24 protein-coding genes are annotated in these 25814 nt (G+C 59.3%); 11 read left to right on the top strand and 13 right to left on the bottom strand.

The window, feature by feature from the left end; genetic code table 11:
* The first annotated feature begins 115 nt into the window (after positions 1-115).
* Entirely contained in the window at positions 116-3163 is a 3048-nt protein-coding gene (locus tag MRBLPB4O_RS14330; RefSeq protein ID WP_341795612.1) for an aminotransferase class III-fold pyridoxal phosphate-dependent enzyme, read from the top strand.
* Between the two features lie 428 nt (positions 3164-3591).
* On the opposite strand, the gene MRBLPB4O_RS14325 is transcribed toward MRBLPB4O_RS14330, so the two are convergent.
* Positions 3592-4032, bottom strand: coding sequence for an Lrp/AsnC family transcriptional regulator (locus MRBLPB4O_RS14325; RefSeq protein ID WP_024717903.1), 441 nt, complete (start codon positions 4030-4032; stop codon positions 3592-3594).
* Positions 4033-4314: 282 nt separating this feature from the next.
* Here MRBLPB4O_RS14325 and MRBLPB4O_RS14320 point away from each other — a divergent pair, with 282 nt between their 5' ends.
* From MRBLPB4O_RS14320 to MRBLPB4O_RS14295, 6 genes are all read left to right on the top strand, one after another.
* Positions 4315-5103 (top strand): ABC transporter substrate-binding protein, encoded by a 789-nt coding sequence (locus MRBLPB4O_RS14320; RefSeq protein WP_341795611.1) that lies wholly within the window; start codon positions 4315-4317, stop codon positions 5101-5103.
* A gap of 65 nt (positions 5104-5168) precedes the next feature.
* Entirely contained in the window at positions 5169-5816 is a 648-nt protein-coding gene (locus tag MRBLPB4O_RS14315; protein ID WP_341795610.1) for an amino acid ABC transporter permease, read from the top strand.
* Between the two features lie 9 nt (positions 5817-5825).
* Positions 5826-6485, top strand: a complete 660-nt coding sequence (locus tag MRBLPB4O_RS14310; RefSeq protein ID WP_341795609.1) for an amino acid ABC transporter permease — start codon at positions 5826-5828, stop codon at positions 6483-6485.
* Positions 6482-7246, top strand: a complete 765-nt coding sequence (locus tag MRBLPB4O_RS14305) for an amino acid ABC transporter ATP-binding protein (protein ID WP_341795608.1) — start codon at positions 6482-6484, stop codon at positions 7244-7246. Before MRBLPB4O_RS14310 ends, MRBLPB4O_RS14305 begins: the two co-directional genes overlap by 4 nt.
* A gap of 119 nt (positions 7247-7365) precedes the next feature.
* On the top strand, positions 7366-8187 hold the full coding sequence (gene nfsA, locus MRBLPB4O_RS14300; protein WP_341795607.1) for an oxygen-insensitive NADPH nitroreductase: 822 nt from the start codon (positions 7366-7368) through the stop codon (positions 8185-8187).
* A gap of 101 nt (positions 8188-8288) precedes the next feature.
* Complete coding sequence (locus MRBLPB4O_RS14295; RefSeq protein WP_341795606.1) at positions 8289-10358, top strand: PAS domain-containing protein; 2070 nt, start codon at positions 8289-8291, stop codon at positions 10356-10358.
* 39 nt (positions 10359-10397) lie between these two features.
* Here the strand turns inward: MRBLPB4O_RS14295 and MRBLPB4O_RS14290 are convergent, their stop codons facing one another.
* Together MRBLPB4O_RS14290 and MRBLPB4O_RS14285 are read right to left on the bottom strand one after the other, a co-directional pair.
* Positions 10398-11969: a sensor domain-containing diguanylate cyclase gene (locus MRBLPB4O_RS14290; RefSeq protein WP_341795605.1), complete on the bottom strand. Its 1572-nt coding sequence runs from the start codon at positions 11967-11969 to the stop codon at positions 10398-10400.
* A gap of 90 nt (positions 11970-12059) precedes the next feature.
* The gene (locus MRBLPB4O_RS14285; RefSeq protein WP_341795604.1) at positions 12060-12230 is read right to left on the bottom strand and encodes a hypothetical protein; all 171 of its coding nucleotides are present in this window, start codon (positions 12228-12230) and stop codon (positions 12060-12062) included.
* Between the two features lie 181 nt (positions 12231-12411).
* Between MRBLPB4O_RS14285 and MRBLPB4O_RS14280 the strand changes: the two genes are divergently transcribed.
* The 3 genes from MRBLPB4O_RS14280 to MRBLPB4O_RS14270 all read left to right on the top strand — a co-directional run bounded on the left by MRBLPB4O_RS14280 (position 12412) and on the right by MRBLPB4O_RS14270 (position 15479).
* Positions 12412-12831: a hypothetical protein gene (locus tag MRBLPB4O_RS14280; RefSeq protein WP_341798889.1), complete on the top strand. Its 420-nt coding sequence runs from the start codon at positions 12412-12414 to the stop codon at positions 12829-12831.
* 236 nt (positions 12832-13067) lie between these two features.
* Positions 13068-14423, top strand: a complete 1356-nt coding sequence (locus tag MRBLPB4O_RS14275) for an MFS family transporter (protein ID WP_341798888.1) — start codon at positions 13068-13070, stop codon at positions 14421-14423.
* Positions 14424-14435: 12 nt separating this feature from the next.
* Positions 14436-15479: a hydroxyacid dehydrogenase gene (locus tag MRBLPB4O_RS14270; RefSeq protein WP_341795603.1), complete on the top strand. Its 1044-nt coding sequence runs from the start codon at positions 14436-14438 to the stop codon at positions 15477-15479.
* 3 nt (positions 15480-15482) lie between these two features.
* Here the strand turns inward: MRBLPB4O_RS14270 and MRBLPB4O_RS14265 are convergent, their stop codons facing one another.
* From MRBLPB4O_RS14265 to MRBLPB4O_RS14220, 10 genes are all read right to left on the bottom strand, one after another.
* Positions 15483-15797 (bottom strand): hypothetical protein, encoded by a 315-nt coding sequence (locus MRBLPB4O_RS14265; protein ID WP_341798887.1) that lies wholly within the window; start codon positions 15795-15797, stop codon positions 15483-15485.
* Positions 15798-16214: 417 nt separating this feature from the next.
* Positions 16215-16820, bottom strand: a complete 606-nt coding sequence (locus MRBLPB4O_RS14260; RefSeq protein WP_341795602.1) for a TetR/AcrR family transcriptional regulator — start codon at positions 16818-16820, stop codon at positions 16215-16217.
* Between the two features lie 187 nt (positions 16821-17007).
* Positions 17008-17823: a CoA ester lyase gene (locus tag MRBLPB4O_RS14255; protein WP_059394843.1), complete on the bottom strand. Its 816-nt coding sequence runs from the start codon at positions 17821-17823 to the stop codon at positions 17008-17010.
* Positions 17820-18662: a MaoC family dehydratase N-terminal domain-containing protein gene (locus MRBLPB4O_RS14250; RefSeq protein ID WP_229609274.1), complete on the bottom strand. Its 843-nt coding sequence runs from the start codon at positions 18660-18662 to the stop codon at positions 17820-17822. Before MRBLPB4O_RS14250 ends, MRBLPB4O_RS14255 begins: the two co-directional genes overlap by 4 nt.
* Before the next feature lie 13 nt (positions 18663-18675).
* Entirely contained in the window at positions 18676-19605 is a 930-nt protein-coding gene (locus MRBLPB4O_RS14245; RefSeq protein ID WP_341795601.1) for an FAD-binding protein, read from the bottom strand.
* Entirely contained in the window at positions 19605-20354 is a 750-nt protein-coding gene (locus MRBLPB4O_RS14240) for an electron transfer flavoprotein subunit beta/FixA family protein (protein WP_341795600.1), read from the bottom strand. Before MRBLPB4O_RS14240 ends, MRBLPB4O_RS14245 begins: the two co-directional genes overlap by 1 nt.
* Before the next feature lie 52 nt (positions 20355-20406).
* Complete coding sequence (locus MRBLPB4O_RS14235; protein WP_341795599.1) at positions 20407-21603, bottom strand: CaiB/BaiF CoA-transferase family protein; 1197 nt, start codon at positions 21601-21603, stop codon at positions 20407-20409.
* 55 nt (positions 21604-21658) lie between these two features.
* Positions 21659-22819 (bottom strand): acyl-CoA dehydrogenase family protein, encoded by a 1161-nt coding sequence (locus tag MRBLPB4O_RS14230; protein ID WP_162471785.1) that lies wholly within the window; start codon positions 22817-22819, stop codon positions 21659-21661.
* Positions 22820-22894: 75 nt separating this feature from the next.
* Positions 22895-23491: a thiamine pyrophosphate-dependent enzyme gene (locus MRBLPB4O_RS14225; protein WP_016499729.1), complete on the bottom strand. Its 597-nt coding sequence runs from the start codon at positions 23489-23491 to the stop codon at positions 22895-22897.
* Positions 23479-24009 carry a thiamine pyrophosphate-binding protein gene (locus tag MRBLPB4O_RS14220; RefSeq protein ID WP_341795598.1) on the bottom strand — a complete coding sequence of 177 codons (531 nt, stop codon included), beginning with the start codon at positions 24007-24009 and terminating at the stop codon, positions 23479-23481. Before MRBLPB4O_RS14220 ends, MRBLPB4O_RS14225 begins: the two co-directional genes overlap by 13 nt.
* Positions 24010-24500: 491 nt before the next feature.
* Here MRBLPB4O_RS14220 and MRBLPB4O_RS14215 point away from each other — a divergent pair, with 491 nt between their 5' ends.
* The gene (locus MRBLPB4O_RS14215) at positions 24501-25796 is read left to right on the top strand and encodes a dicarboxylate/amino acid:cation symporter (RefSeq protein ID WP_341798886.1); all 1296 of its coding nucleotides are present in this window, start codon (positions 24501-24503) and stop codon (positions 25794-25796) included.
* Positions 25797-25814 lie beyond the last annotated feature (18 nt).

Genomic DNA, 25814 nt, shown 5'->3' with positions numbered 1-25814 from the left:
ATGCCGGTCAGAACCGGCATAATGCCTGTTGATCCCGACCGTATGCAGGGTGTCGGTTTCGGTGGTGCATGACAAGCTATTGAAAAAACAATTTGCTCGCTCGGAACGTGATGATATGACAGACCTTTCCCACCCGGCACCTCGGTTTTCGGCAAGCGATGCAGAGGGCCTCGCAAAAGATTTCTTCAATGTCTCTGGCACTGCCACGCCCCTGGACGGGGAGCGTGATCGCAATTACCGGCTGGAGACTGGCCTGGATGCAGGCTGGATACTGAAAATCGTCAATGCCAGCGAGCCCAGGGTAGAAAGCGAGTTTCAAACCGCGCTGCTCGATCACCTGGCCGTGCACGGCGGGCATCTGGGCGTGCCTCACTTGCGGGCCAGCGTGGCTGGCGACTACCTGCCGTCGGTGACCGGTGCCACAGGTGAAAAGCACGCAGTGCGCCTGGTCAGCTGGTTGGCCGGCACGCCACTTGCCGAGGCCAGGCGCTCATTCGCACTGATGAGCAACTTCGGCCAGGCACTCGGCGAACTCGATCGCGCGCTGCAGGGCTTCATGCACCCAGGCGCCGTCCGCGACCTTGACTGGGATCTGCGCCATGCTGCGCGCTCCCGTTCGCGCCTGCACTTCATAAAGAGCCCTGAACGCCGGGCCATTGTCGAGCGCTTCATCACCCAGTTCGAACAGTCTGTACAGCCAAGGCTGGCTTCCCTGCGGGCCCAGGTGATCCACAACGATGCCAACGACTGGAACATCCTGGTCGATGCCGAAACTACCAGTACCGTGACTGGCTTCATCGACTTTGGCGATGCCGTGCATACCGTGCTGATAGCCGAGGTTGCGATCGCCAGTGCCTACGCCATTCTCGACATGGACGACCCGATCGGCGCCGCTGCTGCGCTGGTGGCCGGTTTCCATGAAAAGTACCCGCTGCAAGCGCAAGAGCTTGATGTGTTGTTCAACCTGATCGCCATGCGCCTGGTCATCAGCGTCACCTTTTCCGCTTCCCGGCATGACCAGACAGACGACAACCCCTACCTGGCGATCAGTGAAGCGCCTGCCTGGCGCCTGCTGGAACAGCTTGATGCGATGAACCCACGGCTGGCCACCGGCATCCTGCGCAAGGCCTGTGGTTTCGATGCCATCGAAGGCGCGGGTGATGTCCGCCGCTGGATTGCGGACAACCACAAATCCTTCGCCGACCTGGTACGCCCGTCTGCCGCCATCCTGAACAAGGTGATTGCCCCGTTTGGCGACACCACCCACGAGATGACCATCGCCTCGGCTGAGCAGCGCCCTGCAGATGCAACCCGTTGGTGGGACGAGTTCTCTGCTGCTCACCAGGTGCCGCTGGCCATCGGGCCGTGGGGTGAGTTGCGCAGCATCTACACCGACAGCGCGTTCGAGTCCCGCTTCATCAAGGGGCAACGCCGTACACTGCATGTAGGTGTCGACCTGGTGATGCCAGCGGGTACGCCGTTGTACGCACCGGTCGCTGGCACTGTCAGAAGTGTGGAGGTTGAACCAGACCCGCTGGGGTATGGTGGCCTGGTGATGATCGAGCACACGCCACCCGGTTGCCCGCCATTCCTGACCCTGTGGGGGCACATGGCGCATGAAGCGCTCAGCCGCTTGAAAGCCGGTGACAAGCTCGAAGCTGGCGACCTGGTCGGCTACATGGGCACCGATCATGAAAACGGCGGCTGGATTCCCCACCTGCACCTGCAGATGACCACCGATACCCAGCTGAGCGCGAGCGAGGTCATTGGCGTGGGTGAGCCAGAGTACCGCGAAGTGTGGGCCGACCTGTTCCCCGATGCCTCGACCTTGGCGGGTATCCCGCCAGAGACCTACACCCAGCAAGGGCTTACCAAGGCCCAGATCATCGCAAGGCGCAAGGAACTGCTGCTACCGAACCTGTCGATTTCGTACAGCGACCCGATCAAGTTCGTGCGCGGTGATGGCGTATGGCTGATCGACAACTTCGGGCGCGCCTACCTGGATTGCTTCAACAACGTGTGCCACCTGGGCCATAGCCACCCCGACGTGGTCGAGGCCTTGACCCGCCAGGCTGCTCTACTCAACACCAACACCCGCTACCTGCACGACAACATCGTCGAATACGCCGAACGCCTGACCGGTACCCTGCCAGAGGGCCTTTGCGTAGCGTCCTTTGGTTGTTCGGGGAGTGAAGCCAACAGCCTCATGCTGCGCATGGCGCGCAACTACACCGGCAGTGACCAGGCGATCGTGCTGGACTGGGCCTACCACGGCACCACGCAAGAACTCATCGACCTTAGCCCTTACAAGTACAAACGCAAGGCCGGCAAGGGCAGGGCGCCGCATGTTCACGAGGCGGTGGTCCCGGACAGTTACTACGCGCCCGAGCACTGGCCAGTGGAACAGCACGGCAAGCGTTTTGCCGAGTCGGTCGCAGAGCAGCTGGATGCCATGCGCAAGGCAGGCAAGGGCCCCGGGTTCTTCCTTGCCGAGTCGATTCCCAGCGTGGCAGGCCAGGTGTTCCTGCCTGATAACTACCTCAAGGAGGTCTACGCCATGGTTCGCGCCGAGGGTGGGCTGTGCCTGGCCGATGAAGTACAGGTCGGGTTCGGCCGCGTCGGTAGCCACTGGTGGGCATTCGAGACCCAGGGCGTGGTGCCGGATGCCGTCACCATGGGCAAACCGATTGGTAACGGCCACCCGATGTCGGCGGTTGTGACCACCCGTGAGGTTGCCGATGCCTTCAACAACGGCATGGAATATTTCAATACCTTTGCCGGCAACCCCGTGTCGTGCGCGGTAGGCCTGGCGGTGCTCAATGCAATCGAGCGCGACCAGTTAAAAGAAAACGCCTTGAACGTCGGCAACTACCTGCTCGATGGTTTTCGCAAGCTTCAGCAGCAATTCGATGTGATTGGTGATGTGCGCGGGCTTGGGCTTTTCCTCGGCATCGTCCTGGTCACAGATCGCAAGTCGAAGGCGCCGGCCACGGCCCTGGCCCGGAAAGTGGCTGATGGAGCCAGGGAACGCGGCGTATTGATCGGCACTGAAGGCCCGCATGACAACGTGCTGAAAATGCGCCCTTCAATGATTTTCAGTCGGGGCAATGCCAACTTCCTTCTCGAGGTGCTGAAAGACAGCTTTGTGGCAGCCTTGAAGTAGCCCTCACAGATTGCACGGTCCCTGTAGATACTCTGTTGGCGGTCAAGCTTTTCTAAGGTATTCAGAGCTGAAAAGCTTGGCCGTATCAAATGTTCACCGGTGCGGATATCCACCATGGCAATTGTGCCGGCAATGGCTCAATCGCTCAGGCTTGCCATTTCCTTGTAGGAGCAGCCTTGTGCTGCGAAGAGGCCGGCAAGGCAAAAGATCATCTTCGCCAGCTATGGCCTCTTCGCAGCACAAGGCTGCTCCTACACGTACTTTGCATGGCTTGAAACCAGTGCCTCCTTGGCGCGGTTCAGCGACTAGATCAGGTGATTGAGGATGGTCTGCTCACCGGTGCGGACATCCATCGTGGCAATTTGTGCATCAGCACTGAAACCTGGGGCTGCTTCGCAGCCCTGTCGCGACACAAGGCCGCACCAGCATCACGCCTTCTGCCGGTCTATGTCACGCCGGAGCACTACCGCTGTGGTGATGTCGTCTACAGAGTCGTGGCACGCCACGGCGTCCCGTACACGGTTCAAATCATCAATCGTCCGTGCTTCGACCTCGACTATCAGGTCGAGCTGCCCGCTGACCGATGAAACCCGTTTTACCTGGGCGTTCTGTGCCAGCAGGTCCAACAACCCAAGCGCCGGTGTACGTTTCAGCGCTACCAGGATGATTGCCCGTATGACATTGGCATCGATTTCACCGATGTCTGCGCGATATCCGCGAATGACCCCGCTACGCTCCAGTTGCAAAACCCGCTCGCTGGTGGCACTTCTTGACAGGCCAACTCTTGCAGCCAGCGCTTTGAGCGCCACACGCGCTTCCTTGGAGAGTATTTCGAGGATTTCCCGATCTTTGACGTCTAACTCGCGCAATGCTGACACTCCCACCTGATCACCGGTAAATGACTGGTTGCCCAAAGTGCAGTAGGCAAACCCGCCGAATACTTGCTTGTTTTTAGTGCATTGGCAGACACTACTCCAGTTTTCCAATGCCCAAAGTAGTGCCGGCATTGTGTCGGTCGATTCCGGCAATGTGCCAGCCGAACGCGCACATTGCAGGGTGATTTCAAGGTATCAGTGTGCAAAGCTCTCAGTGAAGGTTGGGGCCTCAAAACCCAAGACAATAAGAAATAGAAACTTCCAAGGAGTGCCTCGATGCTGGCAAGAAAAACCAGGATGCTACTGGCTTCCACCGCTGTTGCGGCGGCTGGGTTGTTCTCTCACGGTCTGGCGCACGCCGATGACTTGCAGGCCGTTCAAGCGTCAAAAGTACTGCGCGTGGCAATGAGCGGCCAGTACGCTCCCTTCAGCTTTGCCAATGAAAAGAATGAAATTGTCGGTTTCGACGCCTCTATTGGTGAAGCACTCGCTCAGCGTTTGGGCGTGAATATAAAAATTATTACCACACCGTTTGACGGCATTATCGCCGGGCTGCTGGCCAAGAAGTATGACGCTGTCATTGCCTCGATGACCATTACCCCCGAGCGGCTGAAAGCCGTTGACTTCGTGGGCCCTTATTACCATGCAGGCCGTACCATCGGCGTCAAGCAAGAGTCTCCGATCAAGGGGCTTGACGACCTCAAGGATGTCACCGTCGGCGTTACGCTGGGCGATTCGCATGACAAATGGGCGCGCACCCGCGGCAATCTTAAAGTGCGCACCTATAAAGGCTTGCCGGAAATGCTGGTGGACCTGGAAGCCGGTCGTATCGACGCGGTAGTAATGGACAGTATTCCGGTAATGGTTGCGGTAAAGGAGACCGGGCAGAAGGTGCGGATCATCAGCCTGCCGGACGAGCAGGGTGGTCGTGAAGGCCTGGGCATTGCCATTCGCAGAAACAACCCTGAACTCAAGGCCCAGTTGCAGAAGGCCCTGGAGGAGATCCTGGCCGATGGCACCTATGAAGAAATCTCCATGAAATGGGTGGGTAGCGACATTCGCTGATGCACACCTGGAGTGGCCTGACTGACTGTTTGGGTCGGGTTGGCTGAATTTTGTGAGTGATTTTTATGGACCTGTCATTGATCCATCGCACCTACCCGTTCTTCCTGGAAGCCGCCTGGGTAACTGTGCAGATCTCGTTGCTATCACTCTTGCTGGGTTTACTCCTTGCAATCGTTCTGGTGGCGTGCCGGTTATCACCATTTATTATCTTGCGGTGGGCAGCCAACATCTACGTCAGCGTATTTCGCGGTACACCCTGCCTGGTGCAGTTGTTCATTATCTATTTTGGTGGGCCACAAATAGGTATTGAGCTTGAGCCGTTTGCTGCTGCGGTGATCGGTTTAGGCATGAATATAGCGGCGTATATGTCGGAGTCCATTCGAGGGGCTATCAATAATGTCGACCCAGGCCAGGAGGAGGGCGCACGGTCGATTGGCTTCAGCCGCAGCCAGACGCTGTTGTTCATCATCATTCCCCAGGCAATGAAGCTGATGATCAGGCCGCTTGGCGTAAATGCCATCGGGCTGATCAAGGGTTCTGCCCTGGTGTCGGCCATTTCGGTAGTTGAACTGACCTACACCGCGCAGCGTTTTATCAGTTCAACTTACAAACCGTTCGAGATATTCATGGTGTCGGCGTTGCTTTATATCGTCATGGTCTACTCGGTCAAGTACCTGGTGGACATACTGGACCGGCGATACGCAACCCAGTGAGGAGTGCCAGTGGAAGGACTAAACCTGAGTGTCATCACGCCTTACTATGAAATGCTGGCAACCGGCCTGTGGTGGACGGTTGTCATGTTTCTCGGTTCCAGCGTCATCAGCCTGACGGTGGGTGTGCTATTTGCCCTGATCGACCTGTATGCGCCGAAGGCCATGGCACTGCCTGTACGGTTTGTGACCTGGCTGTTGATGGGCACGCCATTGTTGCTGCAACTGTATCTGATCTATTACGGGCTGGTTCAGGTCGGTATCGATATCCCGGCGCTGGCTGCGGGGATAATCGGGCTAAGCCTGCATTTTGCGGTGTACAACGCCGAGGTGATCAAGTCCGGGATCGAGGCGGTGGACCCAGGCCAGATAGAGGGCGCGCGCTCGATTGGCCTGAGCAAGGCCATGACCCAGCGCTACATCATCGTTCCGCAGGCCCTCAGAAAAACCATTGCGCCGCTGGGGAACAACCTCATTGTGTTGCTGAAGGACACTTCACTGGTGTCGATCATCGGTATCGCCGAACTCGTCTACAGCGCCCAGTTGGCTGTCAGCGAAACGTACAGCCCGTTTGAATTCTATATCGCCGTCGCAGTGATCTACTACGTGGCCAACCTGGTGCTCGAGGCTGGGTTGCATCTTATTGAAGCCAAGGTCGAGATGTCACGATGAACAACAACGCTATGGTAGAAGTGAAGGGCGCTCGCAAAGCCTACGGCACACTTGAGGTGCTGAAGGGCATCGACCTGTCGGTTTCGCGTGGGCAGATCTACGCCATCATCGGCCCGAGTGGCTCTGGCAAAAGCACCTTGCTGCGGTCGATCAACCATCTCGAAGTGCTCAATGACGGTGAAATCTGGCTGGATGGTGACCAGGTCAACCGCCCCTTGAAAGGCCGCGCCTTCGAGCAGCACATCAATCGGGTGCGCCAGCAAATGGGCATGGTGTTTCAACACTTCAATCTGTTCCCGCACCTTACCGTCTGTGAAAACGTCGCGATCGGGCCTGTGAAGCTCAAAGGCTACTCGAAAACTGCGGGCAGAGCGCTGGCCCTGGAGTACCTGCACAAGGTCGGGCTGGCTAACAAGATCGACGAATATCCTTCTCGCTTGTCCGGTGGGCAGAAGCAGCGCGTGGCCATTGCCCGGGCGTTGGCCATGCAACCCAAGGTCATGTTGTTCGATGAAGCGACCTCAGCCCTGGACCCGGAGCTTGTGGAAGAGGTGAACCTGGTGATGAAGCAACTGGCGGCCGAGCACATGACCATGTTGATCGTCACGCATGAGATGCGCTTTGCCGGCGAGGTTGCTGACCAGATCGTATTCATGGATGGTGGGGTTGTTGTGGAACAAGGGGCTCCTGGGGAAATCCTGAGGAATCCGGTGCAGGATCGTACCCGGGCTTTTTTGAAGAAGCATTTGCATGGCCGCTAGGGGGCCTACCCCTCAGGTGCTGGATAGCGGAGTGACGCTGAGGCGCGAAAAAAATAATCAGTGTAGCTGTGTGGTAAACGCCTGAATTTGATAGCCTCCTATCATTTTGGAGGCTTCTCATGACAACCAACGCTCAGGCAAAACTCGCTGCACGCTATGGCGCACCGAACATTTCTGCGCTGCAACAATGGAATGACACCATCGACCAACTGCTCCAACACCGCAGCGTCAGGGCGTTCACTGATCAGCCTCTGCCCGAGGGTACGCTCGAGACCTTGGTTGCTGCCGCGCAGTCCGCGTCCACATCATCCAACCTCCAGGTCTGGAGTGTGGTTGCGGTGCAAGAGGGGGATCGCAAAGGCCGCCTCTCGGCGCTAGCCGGCAACCAGCCCTATATCCATCAAGCGCCACTGTTCCTGGTCTGGCTTGCCGATTTGTCCCGCGTCTCGCGCATTGCAGACCAGCATGGGGTAGAGCTGGAGGCTTTGCCATACCTGGAAAGCCTGTTGCTCGGCACCATCGACGCAGCGCTTGCGGCCCAGAATGCGGTCGTTGCGTTGGAGTCGCTTGGGCTTGGAAGCGTGTACATCGGCGGTATTCGTAACGACATCGAAGCCGTTGCCAAGGAACTGCAACTGCCGCCTCAGGTCTATCCGGTCTTCGGCCTCTGCGTTGGCTATCCATCGCCGGATCGGCCAGCCAAGGTGAAGCCGAGGCTGCCACAGGCAGCAGTGCTTCATCACGAAACGTACTCGGCTGCCGACGAGCAGGGCGTTCTAGCGGAATACGACAAGCGCCTGGGTGCTTTCTATCAACGCGAAGGCATGAAGGCTTCAGGCTGGTCGGAGCAAGTGGTCAGCAGGCTGCGGAACGTTTCGAGCCTGCATGGGCGCGAGGAGTTGCTGGGGGAATTGAGCCGGATGGGCTTTGGCCTGCGCTGAACAGATCAGGTAAAGGGCTTTGCTCGCCATAGCTCGGCATCACGCTCTAGAATCTCATCCATTGGCTTGTCGTTCATGTGCGTAAGCAAAAGAGGCAATATATGGATCGCGAACGCGCCGGCTTTTCAGGAGAGCTGGATGCTCCCGCATTACCCAGTCAGGAGTCCGCGTTTCCGACAACCGCTTTGGAGCGTCTGCAGTTGGCGCTCGATGCGGGCGCGATCATTGGAACGTGGGTGTGGGATATTCGGCACAACCAGGTGACCGCGGATGAGCGGTTCTCGCGATCATTCGGGCTTCCTGCAGATAAATGCCTGGCGGGTATTCCGATCGAGGAAGCTTTTGCCTCGATTCACCCTGACGACCGTGATCGTGTCTCTGCCGATATCCAGGAGGCGATGAGCCGTGGCGGCGCCTACCGGTGTGAATACCGCGTCAGACAGCATGACGGCAGCTACCGCTGGATTGAGGCCAATGGCAGAGCTGAGCTAGACGAGCAAGGCGAGGCTGTTCGGTTCCCTGGCATTCTCATGGACATTGAGTCACGCCGGTCAGCGGAGGCTGAACGCGACAGGATGTCAGCGTTGCTGCGTACCTTCACGGCTGCTGTCCCGGGTGTTGTCTACGCAAAGGATCTCGAGGGGCGGCTGATTGTTGCAAATGACGGTGTCACCCGACTGGTTGGTAAACCACCAGAGCTGTATCTGGGCAAAACCGACCTGGAGTTTCTGGAAGACAAGGCCCAGGCACGCCAGGTCATGGAAACCGATCGTCATATCATGCATGGCGGGAAGGGCGCGCTGCAGATCGAAGAGCGTGTCGACATGCCGGATGGCACGGCTACCTACTGGCTTTCCGTCAAGGCACCCCTGTGCGACGAAGCAGGCGAGGTCATCGGGCTGATCGGCTCGTCCATCGATGTCACCGCGCGAAGAAATGCCGAGGCGCAGTTGCTTGAGCTTAACCGCACCCTGGAAGCGAAGATCGAACAAGCCGTGGCCGAGCGGGAAGCGGCGCAGGCGGCGCTACGGCAATCGCAGAAGATGGAAGCGGTCGGTCAGCTGACCGGGGGTATCGCTCACGACTTCAACAATTTGCTCGCGGGCATCACGGGAAGCCTTGAACTGATCAAGCTCCGCTTGAAGCAGGGGCGCACTGCTGACGTGGAACGTTACCTGACGGTGGCACAGGGTGCCGCACAAAGGGCAGCATCCCTGACCCACCGGCTCCTGGCGTTCTCTCGCCGCCAGACGCTGATGCCTGTTCATACCGATGTGAACACCCTGATCAGCGAAATGGAGGAGCTGATACGTCGGACAGTAGGGCCGGCAATCCAACTCAAGGTAGAGCTCCATGCAACCTCAAGTACCTGCCTGGTGGATCCGGCCCAAGTAGAGAACTCGCTGCTAAACCTGTGTATCAACGCGCGTGACGCACTGGAAGGCGGAGGGTCGATCGCCATCAGGACGTACAACGAGGAGCTTGTACAGGGGGCAGATCTTGACCCTGAACTGCCACCCGGCACGTACTTCACGATCTGTGTCGCCGATGACGGTGTCGGCATGAGCACCCAGACGTTAACGCGTGCATTCGAGCCTTTCTTTACCACCAAGCCTGTGGGGGCGGGTACCGGGCTCGGCCTGTCCATGATCTATGGTTTCGCCAAGCAGTCTGGCGGGCAGGTTCGGATCGAGTCAGAGGCGGGCCAGGGCACCCGCGTATTTCTGCAGCTACCCAGCCATGAGGTTGAGGTCGATGCTGCAGGTCGTGCCGAGCCATCGCCTGAGTCAGAACTGACCTCGTCAGGCGAAACGGTTTTGGTCGTCGATGATGAGCCTTCCGTCCGCATGTTTGTGAGTGAGTCGCTGGGCAGCTGCGGATACATCGTCATTGAGGCGACCGATAGCCTTGCGGGCCTGCAGTTACTCCGCTCGGATACCCGCATCGATCTGCTTGTCACAGACATTGGCCTGCCAGGAGGAATCGACGGCAGGCAAATGGCCAATACCGGCCGCAGCTTCAGGCCGGGCCTTCCCGTCTTGTTCATGACCGGGTATGCGCAACCGAATATATTGGACAACGCCCAGCTAGAGCCCAACACGGCTGTGCTGACGAAACCTTTCACACTCGAAGCGTTGACGTTGAACGTAAATGCGTTACTCATGAATTGATGATGCATAAGACACGCAAGCACCGTATCTCTTGGGGCATCAGAGCGTTACCCGATCATCGGCCACTACCCGGTTACGTCCATTCTGTTTGGCCAGGTACAAGCGCTCGTCAGCGCGCTTGAGGATGGCCGGGGCACTGGGGGTGTCTGCGTCCCGGCAGGCCACACCGATGGAGATAGTCAAGGTGCCGATCTGCGCCACCGCTGTAGCGTTGAGCGTGGTGCGGATCCGCTCGGCGACTTCCCAGGCCGTGCTCAGCGCGGTGTTCGGCAGCAGCAGGCAGAATTCTTCGCCACCCGCCCGGCACGGCAGGTCCCCGGCCCGCGTGCAGTCGCGGATCACTTGCGCGACCCTTTGCAACGCCAGGTCACCCACATCGTGACCAAAGTTGTCGTTCACCCGCTTGAAGTGATCGACGTCCAACGCCAGTGCCGAATACGGCTGTTGGCTTGCATCAAGCGCCTGGAGTGCCGCGTTCATCGCACGCCGGTTGGCCAGGCCGGTCAACGGGTCGGTGTCGGCGGCGGCGTTCAAGCTGCCGATCTTCTGTTGCAGTTGCTGCGACTGCACTACCAGCGCCTGGCGGATCGCCGCCGCCTCGGCGTACCAGGCGTTGATCGCGGACAGTTCAGCGGTGGCATTCGGCGTCGAAAGGTCGATGGCATGGCCGGCCAGAGCGCGCAGGGGGCGCGTGATCAGCATGACGCCGAGCAGTATCAGGACCAGACCGATCACCCCAGCCGGGATGATCCTGACCAGCATGTCGCGCATCAGTTTGCCCAGTGGCGCCAGTGCCTGTTCCCGGGGTTGCTGGACGACTACGGCCCAGTTGGAGCCCTGCACGTGCGCGAACCCGGCGAGCATCGGTATCCCATGGTAGTTGACCGTCTCCAGCGGGCCGTTGTCACCGAGCAACGCCTTGTCCACCGTCTCGCTCCAGCCGAGCACTTCACCGATTCGCTGCTGATCGGGGTGGTAAAGCAACCGGCGGTTGCCATCGGCGACGAAGGCGAAGGCACCCTCGAGGTGGTGTTCACCAATCAACGAATGCATCACGCCACGCTGTTGCAAGAACACGGAGCCGCCGACTAGCCCTAGATACTCGCCTGTGGGGCTGAAGACAGGCTGGGAGACGAAGACGATCAGCTTGCCGCTGGTTGAGGTAAAAGCCTGGCTGACCATGGGGCGACGCACGTTCAGCGCCTGGTGCAGTTCATCGGAGGTGACGGTCGAGCCGATCGGTACCGCAGGCGGGTAAGCCTGCAATACCTTGCCCGCAGGGTCGGTGATCAGCACGGTGTTCAACTCCGAGTCCTGGGCCTGCAGTCGGCGTGCTTCTTCCTCGAGCAACGCTCGATTGGCAAAGTCGCTGCCCAGGCGTTGGCTGCTGTACTTCAGGCGTTCATTGACCGAGTACAGAAACTGATCGATGCTCGAGGCGACCTTGAAGGCATAGGCACGGTTAGCCTCCAGTGCCGAGTGCACCAGCGCATCGCGTTGCACACTGTAGGCCGTGATCAGACTGTTGCAGAGGGTACTCAGCACGGCGAGCAGGACAAAGCCAAGAACCAGGCCACGCAGACCGATACGCGATGACAGCACCTTGCTCATGAGTACGCCTCGTCCCTCGCTAGCTGGAAAGTTCGGCACAAGCTTAGACGGGTATGGCAGCAAAGGTGCATCTGCGCGGGGGGTGAGCCGTCAGGCCAGAAACTCCGAATCAGCAGGGCAAGCCGGCTGCTTGTCCTGCTGGATGTTGCTGTACACGGCAACCCCGCACACGCAAGCCAGGCCGACACTGGCAAGCAGGATGTCGCCCAGCAACATGCCTGTGACCAACACCAGCACGCTGATGCGAAAGAGGGTTGTCATGACTGCCTCCGATGCAGTTCGATATCAGAACCCTGACCATACCGGCGCTGCCGAAATTGTGCAGCCCACTTGCGCGCCTGCGGCCGTGTTTACCTGTGAAATGGCAGAACGGACCTATTTGGCAGGGTATGGAATGCTGGTTGGCGGTATCCTGAAAGCCCCAGCCTCAGGTGCACCGATCATGCGCACAATGATGCTTTTATTGGCAATCACGGCAGTTACAGGTTGCCAGTCGCCGCTGCCAACCGCCAATCCTCAGATGGCCTGGGTCGATTTCTCGGTGCCATTTCCCAATGACAGGTTACTGATGGCTGAACGGCTGGATAAGCAACGGTTGAGCGACGGGCGCTTCTTTCAAGTGAGCCCGGGCAGCCATGAGCTGATCGTCAGGTTCGATTATGAAGTGGGCGGTGGCGGGGGGCTGAGCCTGATGGGCGGCACCACTGTGCGCGAATGCTACCTGACGGTCCCTTACGCCAACTTCCAGGCAGGCCAGCGCTATGTGCTGGAGGGGAGGTCGATGGCGCTAACTCCTGAAGCGCGTTTGTACGACGCCAAGGGGGAGGTGGTTGCAGAGGTCAGCGAATTCTATTGCCTGTAAGGGGCAGGGTTTCATGCAACACGTGGTAGAGCCAGCCGGCGTTCGGCTGTGTGGTGAGTGGCCAGCACAAGCTTGCCCTGATCTCACCCCGGTTTAGTTTGGTTGAAGTAAACGGCCATGCCCGCCAGGCATAGCTGTTAGATCTTTGGCAGGTCTTCCGTCACACCATCGCTGTGCAAAGCTGTACCCGAGTTGGCAAAACAATAACAACAAGGGTAGCGATCATGAATGCAGATATGGGCACGGCACGTCCGTTGACTCGCAAAGAGCGTACAACTGCAATTGTAGGTGTCTGTTCCGGCAACCTGGTGGAGTGGTACGACTTCTTCATCTATGCCTACACATCAATCTATTTCGCCTCACTGTTCTTTCCGGCGGGCGATCAGACCAGCCAGCTATTAGCCACCGCCGGTATTTTTGCGGTCGGTTTCTTCATGCGCCCGCTGGGTGGCTGGATATTCGGTTATATCGCCGATACGCGTGGTCGCAAGATATCGATGATCATCTCCGTGTTCATGATGTGCGGTGGGTCGTTGATGATCGCTGTCATGCCTACCTACGCCACTGTCGGTGTCGCGGCGCCGGTCCTGTTGGTGGTCGCCCGCTTGATGCAAGGGCTATCGGTCGGTGCAGAGTATGGCACCGGCGCGACCTACATCAGTGAGGTATCACGCGCTGGGCGCCGCTCGTTCTATGGCTCGTTCCAGTACATGACCATTATCGCAGGGCAACTGCTGGCGCTGTTGACGGTGGCAGTGCTGCAGCTGGTGCTGTCTGAACAGGACCTGAAAGCCTGGGGTTGGCGAGTGCCGTTCCTGATCGGCGCGCTGGCCTCGATCGTGGTGGTGTACCTGCGCCGGACCATGCGCGAAACAGCCACTGCGCAAGGTATGAAGAGCAAGGAGGCGGGTTCGCTCAGAGGCCTCATGCAACACAAGCGCGCTGTACTGCTGACCTTCACAATCACCATCGGTTGTTCTCTGTACTTCTATACCTTCACTGCCTACATGCAGAAATTCCTGGTGGTGAGTGTCGGTATTCCGGCACCGACAGTGAGCATCATCATGGCTTCGGCGCTGGTGATCTTCATGTTTGCCCAGCCGGTTTTCGGCATGCTTGCGGACAAGATCGGCGTACGCCGCAACATGATAATTTTCGGTCTGCTGTCCACGTTCCTGGTCATACCCCTGTTGTCAGCGATCAAATCTGTTCAGAACCCGCTGAGTGCATTCGCGCTGGTGGTCGCCGGGTTGCTCATTGCAGCTTTCTATACGCCGGTTACTGGCGTGCTGAAAGCAGACTTCTACCCGCCAACCGTTCGGGCCCTTGGTGTAGGGCTGCCTTATGCGGTAGGTGCTGCAGTGTTCGGGGGTTCCGCTGAATACGTGGCGCTGAGCTTCCGCTCGCTGGGCATGGAGCAGTACTTCTATCTGTATGTCGCAGCCATCGGTGCCATCACCCTTGTTTCCTCTCTGTTGATGCCAGACCTCTCCAGACATGGATACCTGGATGGCGATGGCAAGGTCGAGGAGAACATTGGGGTTCGCAAATTCATGGGACGCAAATCCACGCCATCCCACATCAGCCATTGAGGTGAGGCGAGCATGAATAGCGAAGTGAAGAAGATCGTACGCTTCGACGTCTGGTACCACCCGGTGATGGCCCAGACGCTCGAAGCCTCAGCCGATGTGGTGTTGCAAACCGTACCTCGTGACCAGGCGCCCGGGCTGATCATGCAAGCGCTGCGCAGTTGCCAGGTCTACCAGGTGCCATCCGCGCGCGATGAGCTGCCACCTGCATGGCATGTGACGGAACGTTTACTCAACCAACTGCCAAACCTGCTCTGTGTCTCAACCAATGGGGCCGGTTATGACACCGTCGACGTCGATGCCTGCACCCGTGCCGGAGTTCTGGTGGTGAACCAGTCCGGTGCCAATGCCCAATCGGTAGCGGAGGCAACCATCGGACTGATGCTCGACAGTGCGCGGCGCATCAGTGAATCGGATCGGCGGTTGCGCAGGGACCGAGGTTTCTCGCGCGAAGATTTGATGGGCTTCGAGCTCTCAGGGAAAACGCTGGGTCTGGTCGGTATCGGTGAGATAGGTAAACGGGTAGCGCGTATCGCTCAGGCCCTGGGCATGCGTGTCATCGCCCATGATCCGTTACTGACAAGCGAGCAGATCGATCAGCGAGGCGCAACAGGCTGCGAACTGGGGACGCTTTTGCAGCAGAGTGATGTCGTGTCGTTACATTGCCCCCGCCTGGCTTCGACGCTGAACATGATGAACGCAACAACGTTTGCGTCCATGCGCAAGGGCGCCATTTTTATCAATACGGCGCGTGGCGGCCTGCATGACGAGGCCGCACTTCATGCGGCGCTGGCCTGTGACCACCTTGGGGGCGCGGGTATCGACGTCTGGGACGAAGAGCCGCCAGCCCTCGATCATCCATTGCTTGGGCTTGATAACGTGGTGGGCCTTTATCACACCGCAGGGGTAACCCGTGAGGCCCGTCTGCGCATGGGGCTATGGGCAGCGGAGCAAATTCTGCAGGTGCTGCGCGGGGAGGAGGGGCCACGTATGGTCAACCCGCTAGTGTTTGCAGCCTATCGACAACGGCTGCAGGCCAGTAATCATTCGTCAGCCTAGGGTTCATCGGGACGCGCCCTGGCGGATCAACTGATTCGCCAGGCGTATTACGCCGATCAGGACGAAACCTGCCAACACCCCCTCCAAGCGGATGAACCCGGGCGAAGGGCTGACGTTGACGTACGTATCAGGCACCATCACTACCAGATACACGAGGGAAAATTGGGTGCCGGCGTAAGCGTATGAGCGGTTGCTGTTCTCGATGTGCCGCCCGACCATCACGCCGATGCACATTGCCAGGGTCATGGCGATCCAGTTCGAGCCTACCAGCCATAAAGCCAGCCCTGCACAGGCAGCGCCCGCGCAACAGCCTGCCAGGCGATGAACATTGTGTGCATGCGCCGACCAGCCCTATGACGGGACCAAGACAATGCACGCTTATTTGCAGTTGAGTCAGTAGCGCTGCTGCGGCCAAGCCGCCTGCGGCAGTGCCGATGATCCGGAGCCCGCCACGGTAAACGCAGTCATGCAGACTTGAACGCATCACCATGTAGCCACTGAACGCAGCCCAGCCAACATTATCGACAGCCAAGTAATGCGCCATGCCGATAGCCAACAACACGGACAGCAGCGTCTCGGCTTCGTCCAGCAAGCGTTGGGGGAGGCGGTCCGGGTTGGAGAACTCTTTACCTATCCCCTGGGTGAATTGCGCGAGGCTCGACCACAGTGTGAATCTGAATGGCATGATCTAGATCCTGATCCGTTCCGTCCGGGCGTGCTTGCAGACAGGATAGGTCAAGGATGATTGCGGTGGCCTGAGCACCAGAGCGCGCGTTGATGAGGTCGCAGCAATGCATTGCACGCCTGCAGGATGTGCTCCTGGATCCAGGTTTCATCGAAATGCGCCTTGCTGAGCCGCAGGCTGTTGGCGCTTTCGATAATCGCAACGATCGCCACCGAGGCTTTGGAGGGCTCATCCACGCGGTACTGGCCTGTCGCACAACCTTTCTGAATGATGCATTCCACAGGTTGGGCCAGGCGCGCACTCGCCCGGTCCAGCCAGCGCCGGTGGCTGGTTTCAAGGTGCCTGACCTCGTGTCGCAGGATCAAATCTTCCTGTGGGACGGTGACTTGCCGCTCGAGTGAGAAACACACATATCCCTTCAGGTCGCGTGGACATACGCTCGCATGCCACGCCTGAAGACGTTTTTCGACGATGTCCAGGACCACATTGAGCAGCAGATCCTGTTTGCAGTCGACGTGATGGTAAAGGCTGCCTGGGAGTATTCCGACACGTTGCGCCAGTTTTCGCATGGTCATGGCGGTATAGCCTATTTCAACCATCAGCTCTGACGCGGCCTGCATGACAGGTGCAGGGCATGTACGGGCGGCCTCAGCCATACGCCGGCAACCTGGACGGGGCACGCAGCAGCCGGCAGATCAAGCGCTTGCAGCCCTTGCACGGTGGCAGGGCTGCGCCATTCATGGAGCACATACGACACCTCTTCGACAGGTGCCCCCGATACAGATTACCCCTGCGCGTCAGAACAGTGGTCGCGTGCTGTAACGGGAGCATGAACTGGACCCTTCAACCCGCCTGCAGCAAGATTGCCCGGGCACGCAGGATCACCGGAGCGTCGACCATCTGGCCATCAAGGGTGAAAACGCCGGCGCCAGCTTCGGCCTGCTCGACCACCCGTCGAGCCCAATCCAGCTCGTGATGCGAGGGTTTCAGGGCATCGTGGATTACCTGGACCTGGCTTGGGTGAATGCACAAGGCACCGCCAAAACCCATGTCCCGTGCGAACCGGACTTGACGCTGCAAGCCGTCGATATCCTGGATGGCGGGGAACACACCGTCCAAGGGCGCGGCCAGTCCCGCGACCCGGCTATGTAGCAGCACTGCATAACGGGCATGCCCCAGCACGTGCTCGGCTGCTGCGCTACCCGTGCTGAGGCCAAGGTCCAGGCCCAGGTCCAGGCTGCCAAATGACAACCTGTCTACGCCAGCCGCTGCCGCCAGGGATGGTAGGGCAGCCAGGCCCTTGGCACTTTCGATGATTGGCCACACCGCCTTGCCAGTGGCATGGGCGCGATCTATCTGGTCGACGCTTTCAGCCTTTGGCAGCAGAATGCCGATGACCCCGGCATGACGCCGGCAAAGCGAGAGGTCAGCCTCGTGGGCCCAATGACCAGGCGCATTCACCCGAACCAGCACCTTGGCCTGCGGATGATCGTTGAGGAACTGGTCGAGGTTGTTGCGCGCCTGCTCTTTCAGCGTCTCTTCCACAGCGTCTTCAAGGTCGACAATGACCCGGTCGGCGCCACTGGCCAAAGCTTTCGGAATGCGTTCTGGTCGAGTAGCGGGAACGAAAAGCGCGCTACGGACTGGTTGTTGTGTCATCGGCGTGCCTCCTGGACGAATTCGATCTCGCCGACCTGGGCCTGGCCTGCCTGATTGCCAGCCCAGACTTGGGCTTTACCCTCACCGATCAATCGGCCACCGACATCGAACGCGTCAGGGCAGATCAAGGGACGAACACCACGGAAGCTGAATCGACGCACTGTCAATTGAGGGTTCGCCCGTACAAATGCTTGCACGTTCAGCGTTGCGATCAGGGGGCCGTGCACCACCAGGCCAGGGTAACCTTCGGTTTCGGTCACATAAGGCCAATCATAGTGAATGCGGTGGCCGTTGAACGTCACTGCCGAATAGCGGAACAGCAGCGTCGGGGTTGGCTGAACGTGGAGATGCCAGTCTCCCTGCGGCATCGGCTCGGTTCCGCCCAGTTTGGGTGGCGAGGGCTCACGATAAACGATGTCCTGTTCCTCGATGAGCGCCTGCTGGCCGTCTTGCACGTACTCATGTTGTACGGTGACAAACAGCAACGCCCCCGTACGCCCATGCTTTTCCTGAACGTTGAGGATGGTCGAACGGCGGGATACCTGGGCATCGACGCGCAGCGGGTGCAGGAACTCCAGGCGGCCACCTGCCCACATGCGGTTGCGGTTATCTGCCGGGGGCAAGAAGCCGCCTCGCGCTGGATGACCGTCCCCACCAAGCCCGGAGTGCTCGACGGCGTCCTGGAAGAATGCCCAGTGCCAGAGTTCGGGCAGGGGGGCACCCGGAGCTGGCGCTGGCTCACCCAAGGTTGCGGCAATGCGTTTTACCAGGTTATGGCTGATGCAATCGTGCACGGTCTCACTGCGACCGATCCACGTTTCAGGTGCTGATGTGGTCATTGTTTTTGTCCTGTTACAGCGTGGAGGTGAGTTCTGGCAGGATATCGAACAAGTCGCCGACCAGTCCGTAATCGGCCACCTGGAAGATCGGCGCTTCTTCATCCTTGTTGATCGCGACAATGACCTTGGATTCCTTCATGCCCGCCAAATGCTGGATCGCGCCGGAGATACCGACCGCGATGTACAACTGCGGGGCCACGATCTTGCCGGTCTGGCCGACCTGCATGTCGTTGGGAACAAAGCCTGCGTCTACTGCGGCGCGTGATGCCCCAACTGCCGCGCCCAGCTTGTCGGCCAGGCGGTACAGGTGGCTGAAATTGTCGCCGTTGCCCATGCCGCGGCCACCGGAAACAACGATGTCTGCCGCGGTCAGCTCGGGGCGATCGGACGTGGCCAGTTCTTCGCCGACAAACGCCGATATGCCTGTATCACGCGCGCCAGCCAATGCCACGATCGGCGCACTACCGCCTTCTGCCGGCAGGGCCTCAAAGCCGGTGGATCGTACGGTGATGACCTTGACTGCGGCGTCCGACTGCACGGTGGCGATGGCGTTACCCGCATAGATCGGGCGCTTGAAGGTATCGGCAGACTCGACCGAAATGATTTCGGAGATCTGATCGACATCCAGCAACGCTGCGACCCGTGGCAGGATGTTTTTGCCGTTGCTGGTGGCAGGGGCGAGTACATGGCTGAAGTCGCGACCCAGGTTGGCCACCAATGGCGCAACATTTTCCGGGAGCTGGCGCGCGTAGGCAGCGTCGTCTGCCATTAGCACCTTACTCACTCCCGCGATCTGCGCAGCCGCGAAAGCGACACCGGAAACGTCCAGTCCCGCGACCAGGACCACGACTTCCCCTCCGATCTGGTGGGCTGCAGCCAGAGTATTCAAGGTCGGCGCGGCGAGTGTGTGATTGTCGTGTTCAGCTACTACCAGGATAGACATCAGATTACCTTCGCTTCGTTCTTCAGCTTCTCGACCAGTTCGGCCACCGACTTGACCTTGATACCCGCGCTGCGCGCAGCTGGCGCTTCGACTTTCAGGGTCGTGTTGGTGGAGGCGAGGGAAACGCCGAGGTCGTCAGGCTTGACGGTCTCCAGCGGCTTCTTCTTGGCCTTCATGATGTTCGGCAGCGACGCATAGCGTGGCTCGTTCAGACGCAGGTCGGTGGTGACGATGGCTGGCAGGTTCAGCGACACGGTTTGCAAGCCACCATCGATTTCACGAGTGACGTTCAGCTTGTCGCCAGCAACGATGACCTTGGAGACGAAGGTGCCCTGGGCGTAGCCGGTCAGCGCGGCCAGCATCTGGCCGGTCTGGTTGTTGTCGCTGTCGATGGCCTGCTTGCCAAGGATGACCAGCTGCGGCTGCTCTTTGTCGACAACGGCTTTCAGCGCTTTGGCTACGGCCAGGGAGCTCAGCTCATCGACGGCTTCGACCAGGATGGCACGGTCGGCGCCTAGCGCCAGGGCGGTACGCAGTTGCTCCTGGGCGGCGGGCGGGCCCACGGAGACGACCACGATCTCGCTCGCCACGCCTTTTTCCTTCAGGCGTACGGCTTCTTCCACGGCGATTTCGCAGAAGGGGTTCATGGACATCTTGACGTTAGCAAGGTCGACGCCGGCGTTGTCCGCCTTGACGCGGACTTTGACGTTGTAATCGACCACACGTTTGATAGCGACCAGCACTTTCATAAGCAGTAATACTCTGTTCTTGAGCTCTCACAACAGGCGGTAAAAAGAGGGGTCAGATGACCCCTGAAGCGCGCAGCTGTTGAATTCGTTCATGCGTCAGGCCAAGTTCGGCAAGGATGTTTTCGCTATGCTCGCCAAGCGCGGGCACCGGGCCCATGCGTGGTGCAAAGGCATTGCTGGTGGCGGGCGGGAGCAGGCTGGGAACGCTGCCTGCGGCCGTGTCGATGCGCCGCCAGCGGTCTCGGGCTTTCAGTTGTGGGTGCTCCCAGACGCCCTGCATGTCGTTTACCTTGGCGTTGGCAATGCTGGCCTGATCCAGCCGCTGAATAACGGTATCGAAGCTCAAGGGGGCGAAAGCCTCGATGATCAACGCGCGCAGGGCGTCGCGGTTGGCCACGCGTTTGAAGTTGGCAGAAAACCGATCGTCATCAGCCAGCTCCGGTCGGATCAGCACATGCTGGCAGAACAGCTGCCACTCCCGTTCGTTCTGCAGGCCGAGCATCACGGTGCTGCCATCGCCAACAGGGAATGGACCGTATGGATAGATCGTGGCGTGCGCTGCACCAGCGCGAGGCGGTGGCGGGGCTCCTTCGTAGGCGTAGTAGAGCGGGTAATTCATCCACTCCACCAGGCTCTCAAGCATCGAAACTTCAACGTGGCTGCCGATGCCGGTTTTTTCCCGCAACAATACGGCCGAGAGGACGCCCGTGTAGGCATACATGCCGGCAGCGATATCCGCTATCGAGTTGCCCGCCTTGGCCATCCCGTCTTCGCCGGGGCCACCGGTGACCGAAAGAAAACCGCCTTCGCTCTGAATCAGCAGGTCATAGGCTTTTTTCTGCTCGTAGGGGCCCCCAGCGCCATAGCCGGAGATGTCGCAGACGATGAGCCGCGGGAAGCGCTCGTGCAATTGCTCGAAACTCAACCCAAGGCGCGCGGCCGCGCCTGGCGCAAGGTTCTGCACCAGCACATCGGCTTGCTCCAGTAGCTGGCCAAGGATGTCCTCGGCGATATCCTGCTTGAGGTCAAGGGCCAGGCTTTCTTTCGAGCGGTTGGTCCAGACGAAATGCGAGGCCAGGCCGTTGACCCGCTGATCGTAACCACGGGCGAAGTCGCCACTGCCCGGGCGTTCGACCTTGATCACCCGGGCGCCCAGGTCAGCCAGCTGACGGGTACAGAAGGGCGCTGCGATCGCATGTTCGAGGCTGATGACAGTTATGCCGTCAAGTGGGCGAATGGGCTGACTCATGATTGTTGTCTCTCTTGTTATGGCAGGCCCTCGCGGTTGGCGAGGGGGCCCCGGGTCAGAACGAACGTGGCAGTTCCAGCAGATGTTCGGCCACGTAGGACAAGATCAGGTTGGTTGAAATGGGCGCGACCTGATAAAGGCGGGTTTCGCGGAACTTGCGCTCGACGTCATATTCATTGGCAAAGCCGAAGCCGCCGTGGGTCTGCAAGCATGCGTTGGCGGCCTCCCAGCTGGCTTTGGCCGCCAGGTACTTGGCCATGTTGGCGGCGGCGCCAGCGTTGCGGCCGCTGTCGTACTCGGCGCAAGCACGCCAGCGCATCAGGTCGGCGGCTTCGATTTCGATGTGGGCTTCAGCGATGGGGAACTGCACGCCCTGGTTCTGGCCGATCGGGCGGCCGAATACCACGCGATCACGGGCGTACTGGCTGGATTTTTCGATGAACCAGCGGCCATCGCCGATGCATTCGGCGGCGATCAAGGTACGCTCGGCATTGAGCCCATCGAGGATGTAGCGAAAACCCTTGCCCTCTTCGCCAATCAGGCTGCTGGCAGGGATTTCCAGGTTGTCGAAGAACAGCTCGTTGGTTTCGTGGTTCACCAGGTTGGCAATCGGCTGTACGGTCAGGCCGTTACCAATGGCTTCACGCAGATCGACCAGGAAAATCGACATGCCATCGACCTTCTTGGTGACCTCGGCGAGCGGGGTGGTGCGCGCCAGGAGGATCATCAAGTCAGAATGCTGGACGCGAGAGATCCACACTTTCTGGCCATTGACCACATACTTGTCGCCTTTGCGAACCGCCGTGGTCTTGATCTTGGTGGTATCGGTACCGGTGGTCGGCTCTGTCACGCCCATCGACTGCAGGCGCAGCTCGCCACTGGCCAATTTGGGCAGGTAGTAGCGCTTTTGCTCTTCGCTGCCGTTACGCAGCAAGGTGAACATGTTGTACATCTGGCCATGGATGGTGCCGGAGTTGCCGCCGCAGGCGTTGACTTCTTCAAGAATCACCGACGCCTCGGCCAGACCCAGGCCGGAGCCGCCAAACTCCTCGGGTATCATCGCCGACAGCCAGCCGGCCTCAGTCATGGCTTTGACGAAGGCTTCAGGGAAGCCTTTTTCTTCGTCGACCTTGCGCCAGTATTCGGCCGGGAAATCGCCACACAGGGCACGTACACCCTCACGAATGGCGTTGAGTTCTTCTTGATTGTTGTCGATCATCATCATTCTCCAGGGTGGGACAGGCCGGCAGCGTCATCGTGGTTCGGCCGCCGGCCCGACCCTGTAACACGGTCAAATAGGCTGGAAGCCAAGGGCGGCGCGGAAACGGTTCTTGATGTATTGGCCATCACGCGGCGGAAGTACACGTGGCGGGTTTTCGGCTTTGATCTTCACAGTGGCCAGCTTGACCCCGTCCCGATTGGCGAAACGCTCACGCAGGGCATGGACCCCGTCCATTTCACGAATTTCCTGGGTCCAGGCAAAGCCACAGGTTTCAGCGACCCGGTCCAGCTGGATGCCGAAGCCGGCGTGGCTGACTTGCATGCCGGTTTCACCAAAGTGGCCGTTGTCCAGCACCACGATGGTCAGGTTTTTCGGCTGCTGCAGTGCAACAGTGGCCAGTGCGCCGAACCCCATCAGCAGCTCACCGTCACCAGTGACAACCACCACGCTTTTGTCCGGCTGCGCATTGGCGAGGCCCAAGCCCACGGTAATGGCACTGCCCATGGCCGCCCAAAGGTAGTAGTTGTTGTCGTGGTCACCCGCGGCCATCACATCATAGGAGGCAGAGCCCAGGCCGGTGACGACGAGCACATCATTGCGATCGGCGAGCAAGGTACGCACGACCTCTCGGCGGCAAAGCACGTGGTTGGCGCTTACTTGACCCATTTCTTTTCTCCGATCAGGCGCTGACCAAGCAGCAGGGCGGTGGCGGCATCGCCGTTGAAGGCCATGGTGGCGGCGCCATGCAGCAGTGGGGCCACATCCTCAGGTTTGTCAGCGCGCCAGGTCATCACTTTCATCAGGTTCAGGGAGGCTTCAGTGGCCTGACCCATCGGGTTTTGCCAGGCGTTGAATTCAGCCCAGTCACCCCGCATGGTCACTACCATCAGCAGGGGGAAACCAGCGCAGTTCTGCAAGGCGAGGGTGTTGATGCAGTTGCCGACACCGCTCGATTGCATCAGCAGCGCGCCGCGCTCCCCACCTAGCCAGGCGCCGGCCAGGTAGCCAATGCCTTCTTCTTCCGTGGTGAGCACAACGGCCTTGAGGTCGGGGTCTGCATAGGACATGCGAATGGACGCCGAGTGGCCAGCGTCCGGTACGAATACGACGTGCTTGACGTCGTGGGCCTTGAGAACACGGAACACGTCCTCTTGCCAGTTCTGTTCAGCTTCTTGCGATGACATGGGTATCTCCCGGCAGTGCTGCTTTTGTTTTTCCTCATCATGCGGCGAGATGCAGCGCAGGACGACTACCGTGTTTTTCTTTGAGATATGCCGTAGCGGCATAGGTGAGGGCATGCCACAGGTCATCGAGGTTGAGTGCGACTGACTGCCGCGTCATGTGAAGCATCGCCCGGGCAGGCCCGCCAGTGGCTATATAAAGCGGGCATAGCTGTTAGACGCGCTCAGCGCTTCTGGGCAGCAGGTGAAAACGTTAGGTTGCCTGCTCGGTCGCGGCTGCGCCGCTATCGAATCAAAACAACAATAAGAACGAGGATTTTCCATGTTGCTTCGTTACCTGCGCACGCTCGCCGGGTGGCTCACCGCTGCAGAGTCGCCATTGGCCGATACACCATCCTCACCATGCTGTTTCCGGCATCTTGCACTGTCCTACTTCGTTCCGTAGTGCACCGCTCTGGCGGTGACGGTCCCTATTGGTTGAAAAAAGGTGCTCAATGAAATTCAAACTACCGCTGGCGGGCTGGATACTGCTCGCCATGTTTTTTGGCGTGGTGATCGGCTATGTCATTTTCCTCACCAGCCCTGACAAGGCAGCTGCTACCGAGACTGCCGGGTACATTTCGGTGATATCGGACGTATTCCTGAGGCTGATCAAGATGCTGATCGGGCCGCTGGTCTTTTCCACCTTGGTGGTGGGGATTGCTCACATGGGCGACGCCGGTGCGGTGGGTAGAGTCTTTGGCAAGGCGATGATGTGGTTCCTGACTGCTTCGCTGCTCTCATTGGCGGTGGGCCTGATGATGGCCAACATCCTGCAGCCAGGGCATCATCTGGCACTGCCTTTGCCGGACGTGAGCGCAACCACTTCCCTCCAGACATCTGCCTTCACCCTCAAGGCGTTTGTCACGCATCTGGTGCCCAGGTCGTTCGTCGAGGCCCTGGCCAACAACGAGATCCTGCAGATTGTGGTGTTCTCACTGTTCTTTGGTGTAGCCCTGGCGGCCCTGGGCGAAAAAGCCAAGGGTCTCGTGCGCCTTGCCGACGAGTTGGCCCAGGCCATGCTTCTCATTACGGGCTACGTCATGAAGCTGGCACCGCTGGCTGTCATGGCAGCGATGGCCGCCACAGTCGCGGTTAACGGGCTGTCGATCCTCGCAACGTTCGCGGTGTTCATGCGCGACTTCTACCTGGGGCTTATGGTGCTTTGGCTGTTGCTGATAATGGCTGGGGCGCTGTTCCTGGGCCGGCGGGTTTTCGCGCTTCTGGCGCTGATCAAGGAGGCCTTCCTGCTGGCGTTTGCCACGGCGAGTTCCGAGTCGGCTTATCCCAAACTGCTCTCGGCGCTGGACCGATTCGGAGTAAGCCGCAAGATTTCCAGTTTTGTCATGCCCATGGGCTATTCCTTCAACCTCGATGGCTCGATGATGTACTGCACCTTCGCTGTGCTGTTCATCGCCCAGGCATACGGCATCGAGATGACCCTTGGTACGCAGATCCTGATGCTGCTGACGTTGATGCTTACATCCAAGGGGCTTGCCGGGGTGCCGCGTGCATCACTGGTGGTTATTGCGGCGACGCTGGTGCAGTTCGATATTCCCGAAGCAGGGCTGCTGCTGATCCTGGGCATCGACACATTCCTCGATATGGGTCGCTCGGCCACCAACGCCGTAGGCAACTCGATCGCCACGGCGGTGGTCGCCAAGTGGGAAGGGGAGCTGCAGGACCCGGATACACAGCCGGCAACTGATCGTGGCACAACACAGGGGCCGGCAGGGTCTTCAACAGTCTGAGGTATCGATAGCCCAGTC

It is taken from the genome of Pseudomonas sp. LPB4.O (assembly GCF_038383825.1).
Classification (GTDB): domain Bacteria; phylum Pseudomonadota; class Gammaproteobacteria; order Pseudomonadales; family Pseudomonadaceae; genus Aquipseudomonas; species Aquipseudomonas putida.
The sequence above is the reverse complement of the archived record's forward strand: the minus strand, read 5'-3'. Positions and strand labels throughout refer to the sequence as shown.

Excerpts from the sequence above, each read along its gene's own strand:
- MRBLPB4O_RS14330 (WP_341795612.1), top strand. The coding sequence starts at position 116 with ATGACAGACCTTTCCCACCCGGCACCTCGGTTTTCGGCAAGCGATGCA.
- MRBLPB4O_RS14320 (WP_341795611.1), top strand. The coding sequence starts at position 4,315 with ATGCTGGCAAGAAAAACCAGGATGCTACTGGCTTCCACCGCTGTTGCG.
- MRBLPB4O_RS14315 (WP_341795610.1), top strand. The coding sequence starts at position 5,169 with ATGGACCTGTCATTGATCCATCGCACCTACCCGTTCTTCCTGGAAGCC.
- MRBLPB4O_RS14305 (WP_341795608.1), top strand. The coding sequence starts at position 6,482 with ATGAACAACAACGCTATGGTAGAAGTGAAGGGCGCTCGCAAAGCCTAC.
- nfsA (WP_341795607.1), top strand. The coding sequence starts at position 7,366 with ATGACAACCAACGCTCAGGCAAAACTCGCTGCACGCTATGGCGCACCG.
- MRBLPB4O_RS14295 (WP_341795606.1), top strand. The coding sequence starts at position 8,289 with ATGGATCGCGAACGCGCCGGCTTTTCAGGAGAGCTGGATGCTCCCGCA.
- MRBLPB4O_RS14290 (WP_341795605.1), bottom strand. The coding sequence starts at position 11,969 with ATGAGCAAGGTGCTGTCATCGCGTATCGGTCTGCGTGGCCTGGTTCTT.
- MRBLPB4O_RS14285 (WP_341795604.1), bottom strand. The coding sequence starts at position 12,230 with ATGACAACCCTCTTTCGCATCAGCGTGCTGGTGTTGGTCACAGGCATG.
- MRBLPB4O_RS14280 (WP_341798889.1), top strand. The coding sequence starts at position 12,412 with ATGCGCACAATGATGCTTTTATTGGCAATCACGGCAGTTACAGGTTGC.
- MRBLPB4O_RS14275 (WP_341798888.1), top strand. The coding sequence starts at position 13,068 with ATGGGCACGGCACGTCCGTTGACTCGCAAAGAGCGTACAACTGCAATT.
- MRBLPB4O_RS14270 (WP_341795603.1), top strand. The coding sequence starts at position 14,436 with ATGAATAGCGAAGTGAAGAAGATCGTACGCTTCGACGTCTGGTACCAC.
- MRBLPB4O_RS14260 (WP_341795602.1), bottom strand. The coding sequence starts at position 16,820 with ATGGCTGAGGCCGCCCGTACATGCCCTGCACCTGTCATGCAGGCCGCG.
- MRBLPB4O_RS14255 (WP_059394843.1), bottom strand. The coding sequence starts at position 17,823 with ATGACACAACAACCAGTCCGTAGCGCGCTTTTCGTTCCCGCTACTCGA.
- MRBLPB4O_RS14250 (WP_229609274.1), bottom strand. The coding sequence starts at position 18,662 with ATGACCACATCAGCACCTGAAACGTGGATCGGTCGCAGTGAGACCGTG.
- MRBLPB4O_RS14245 (WP_341795601.1), bottom strand. The coding sequence starts at position 19,605 with ATGTCTATCCTGGTAGTAGCTGAACACGACAATCACACACTCGCCGCG.
- MRBLPB4O_RS14240 (WP_341795600.1), bottom strand. The coding sequence starts at position 20,354 with ATGAAAGTGCTGGTCGCTATCAAACGTGTGGTCGATTACAACGTCAAA.
- MRBLPB4O_RS14235 (WP_341795599.1), bottom strand. The coding sequence starts at position 21,603 with ATGAGTCAGCCCATTCGCCCACTTGACGGCATAACTGTCATCAGCCTC.
- MRBLPB4O_RS14225 (WP_016499729.1), bottom strand. The coding sequence starts at position 23,491 with ATGGGTCAAGTAAGCGCCAACCACGTGCTTTGCCGCCGAGAGGTCGTG.
- MRBLPB4O_RS14220 (WP_341795598.1), bottom strand. The coding sequence starts at position 24,009 with ATGTCATCGCAAGAAGCTGAACAGAACTGGCAAGAGGACGTGTTCCGT.
- MRBLPB4O_RS14215 (WP_341798886.1), top strand. The coding sequence starts at position 24,501 with ATGAAATTCAAACTACCGCTGGCGGGCTGGATACTGCTCGCCATGTTT.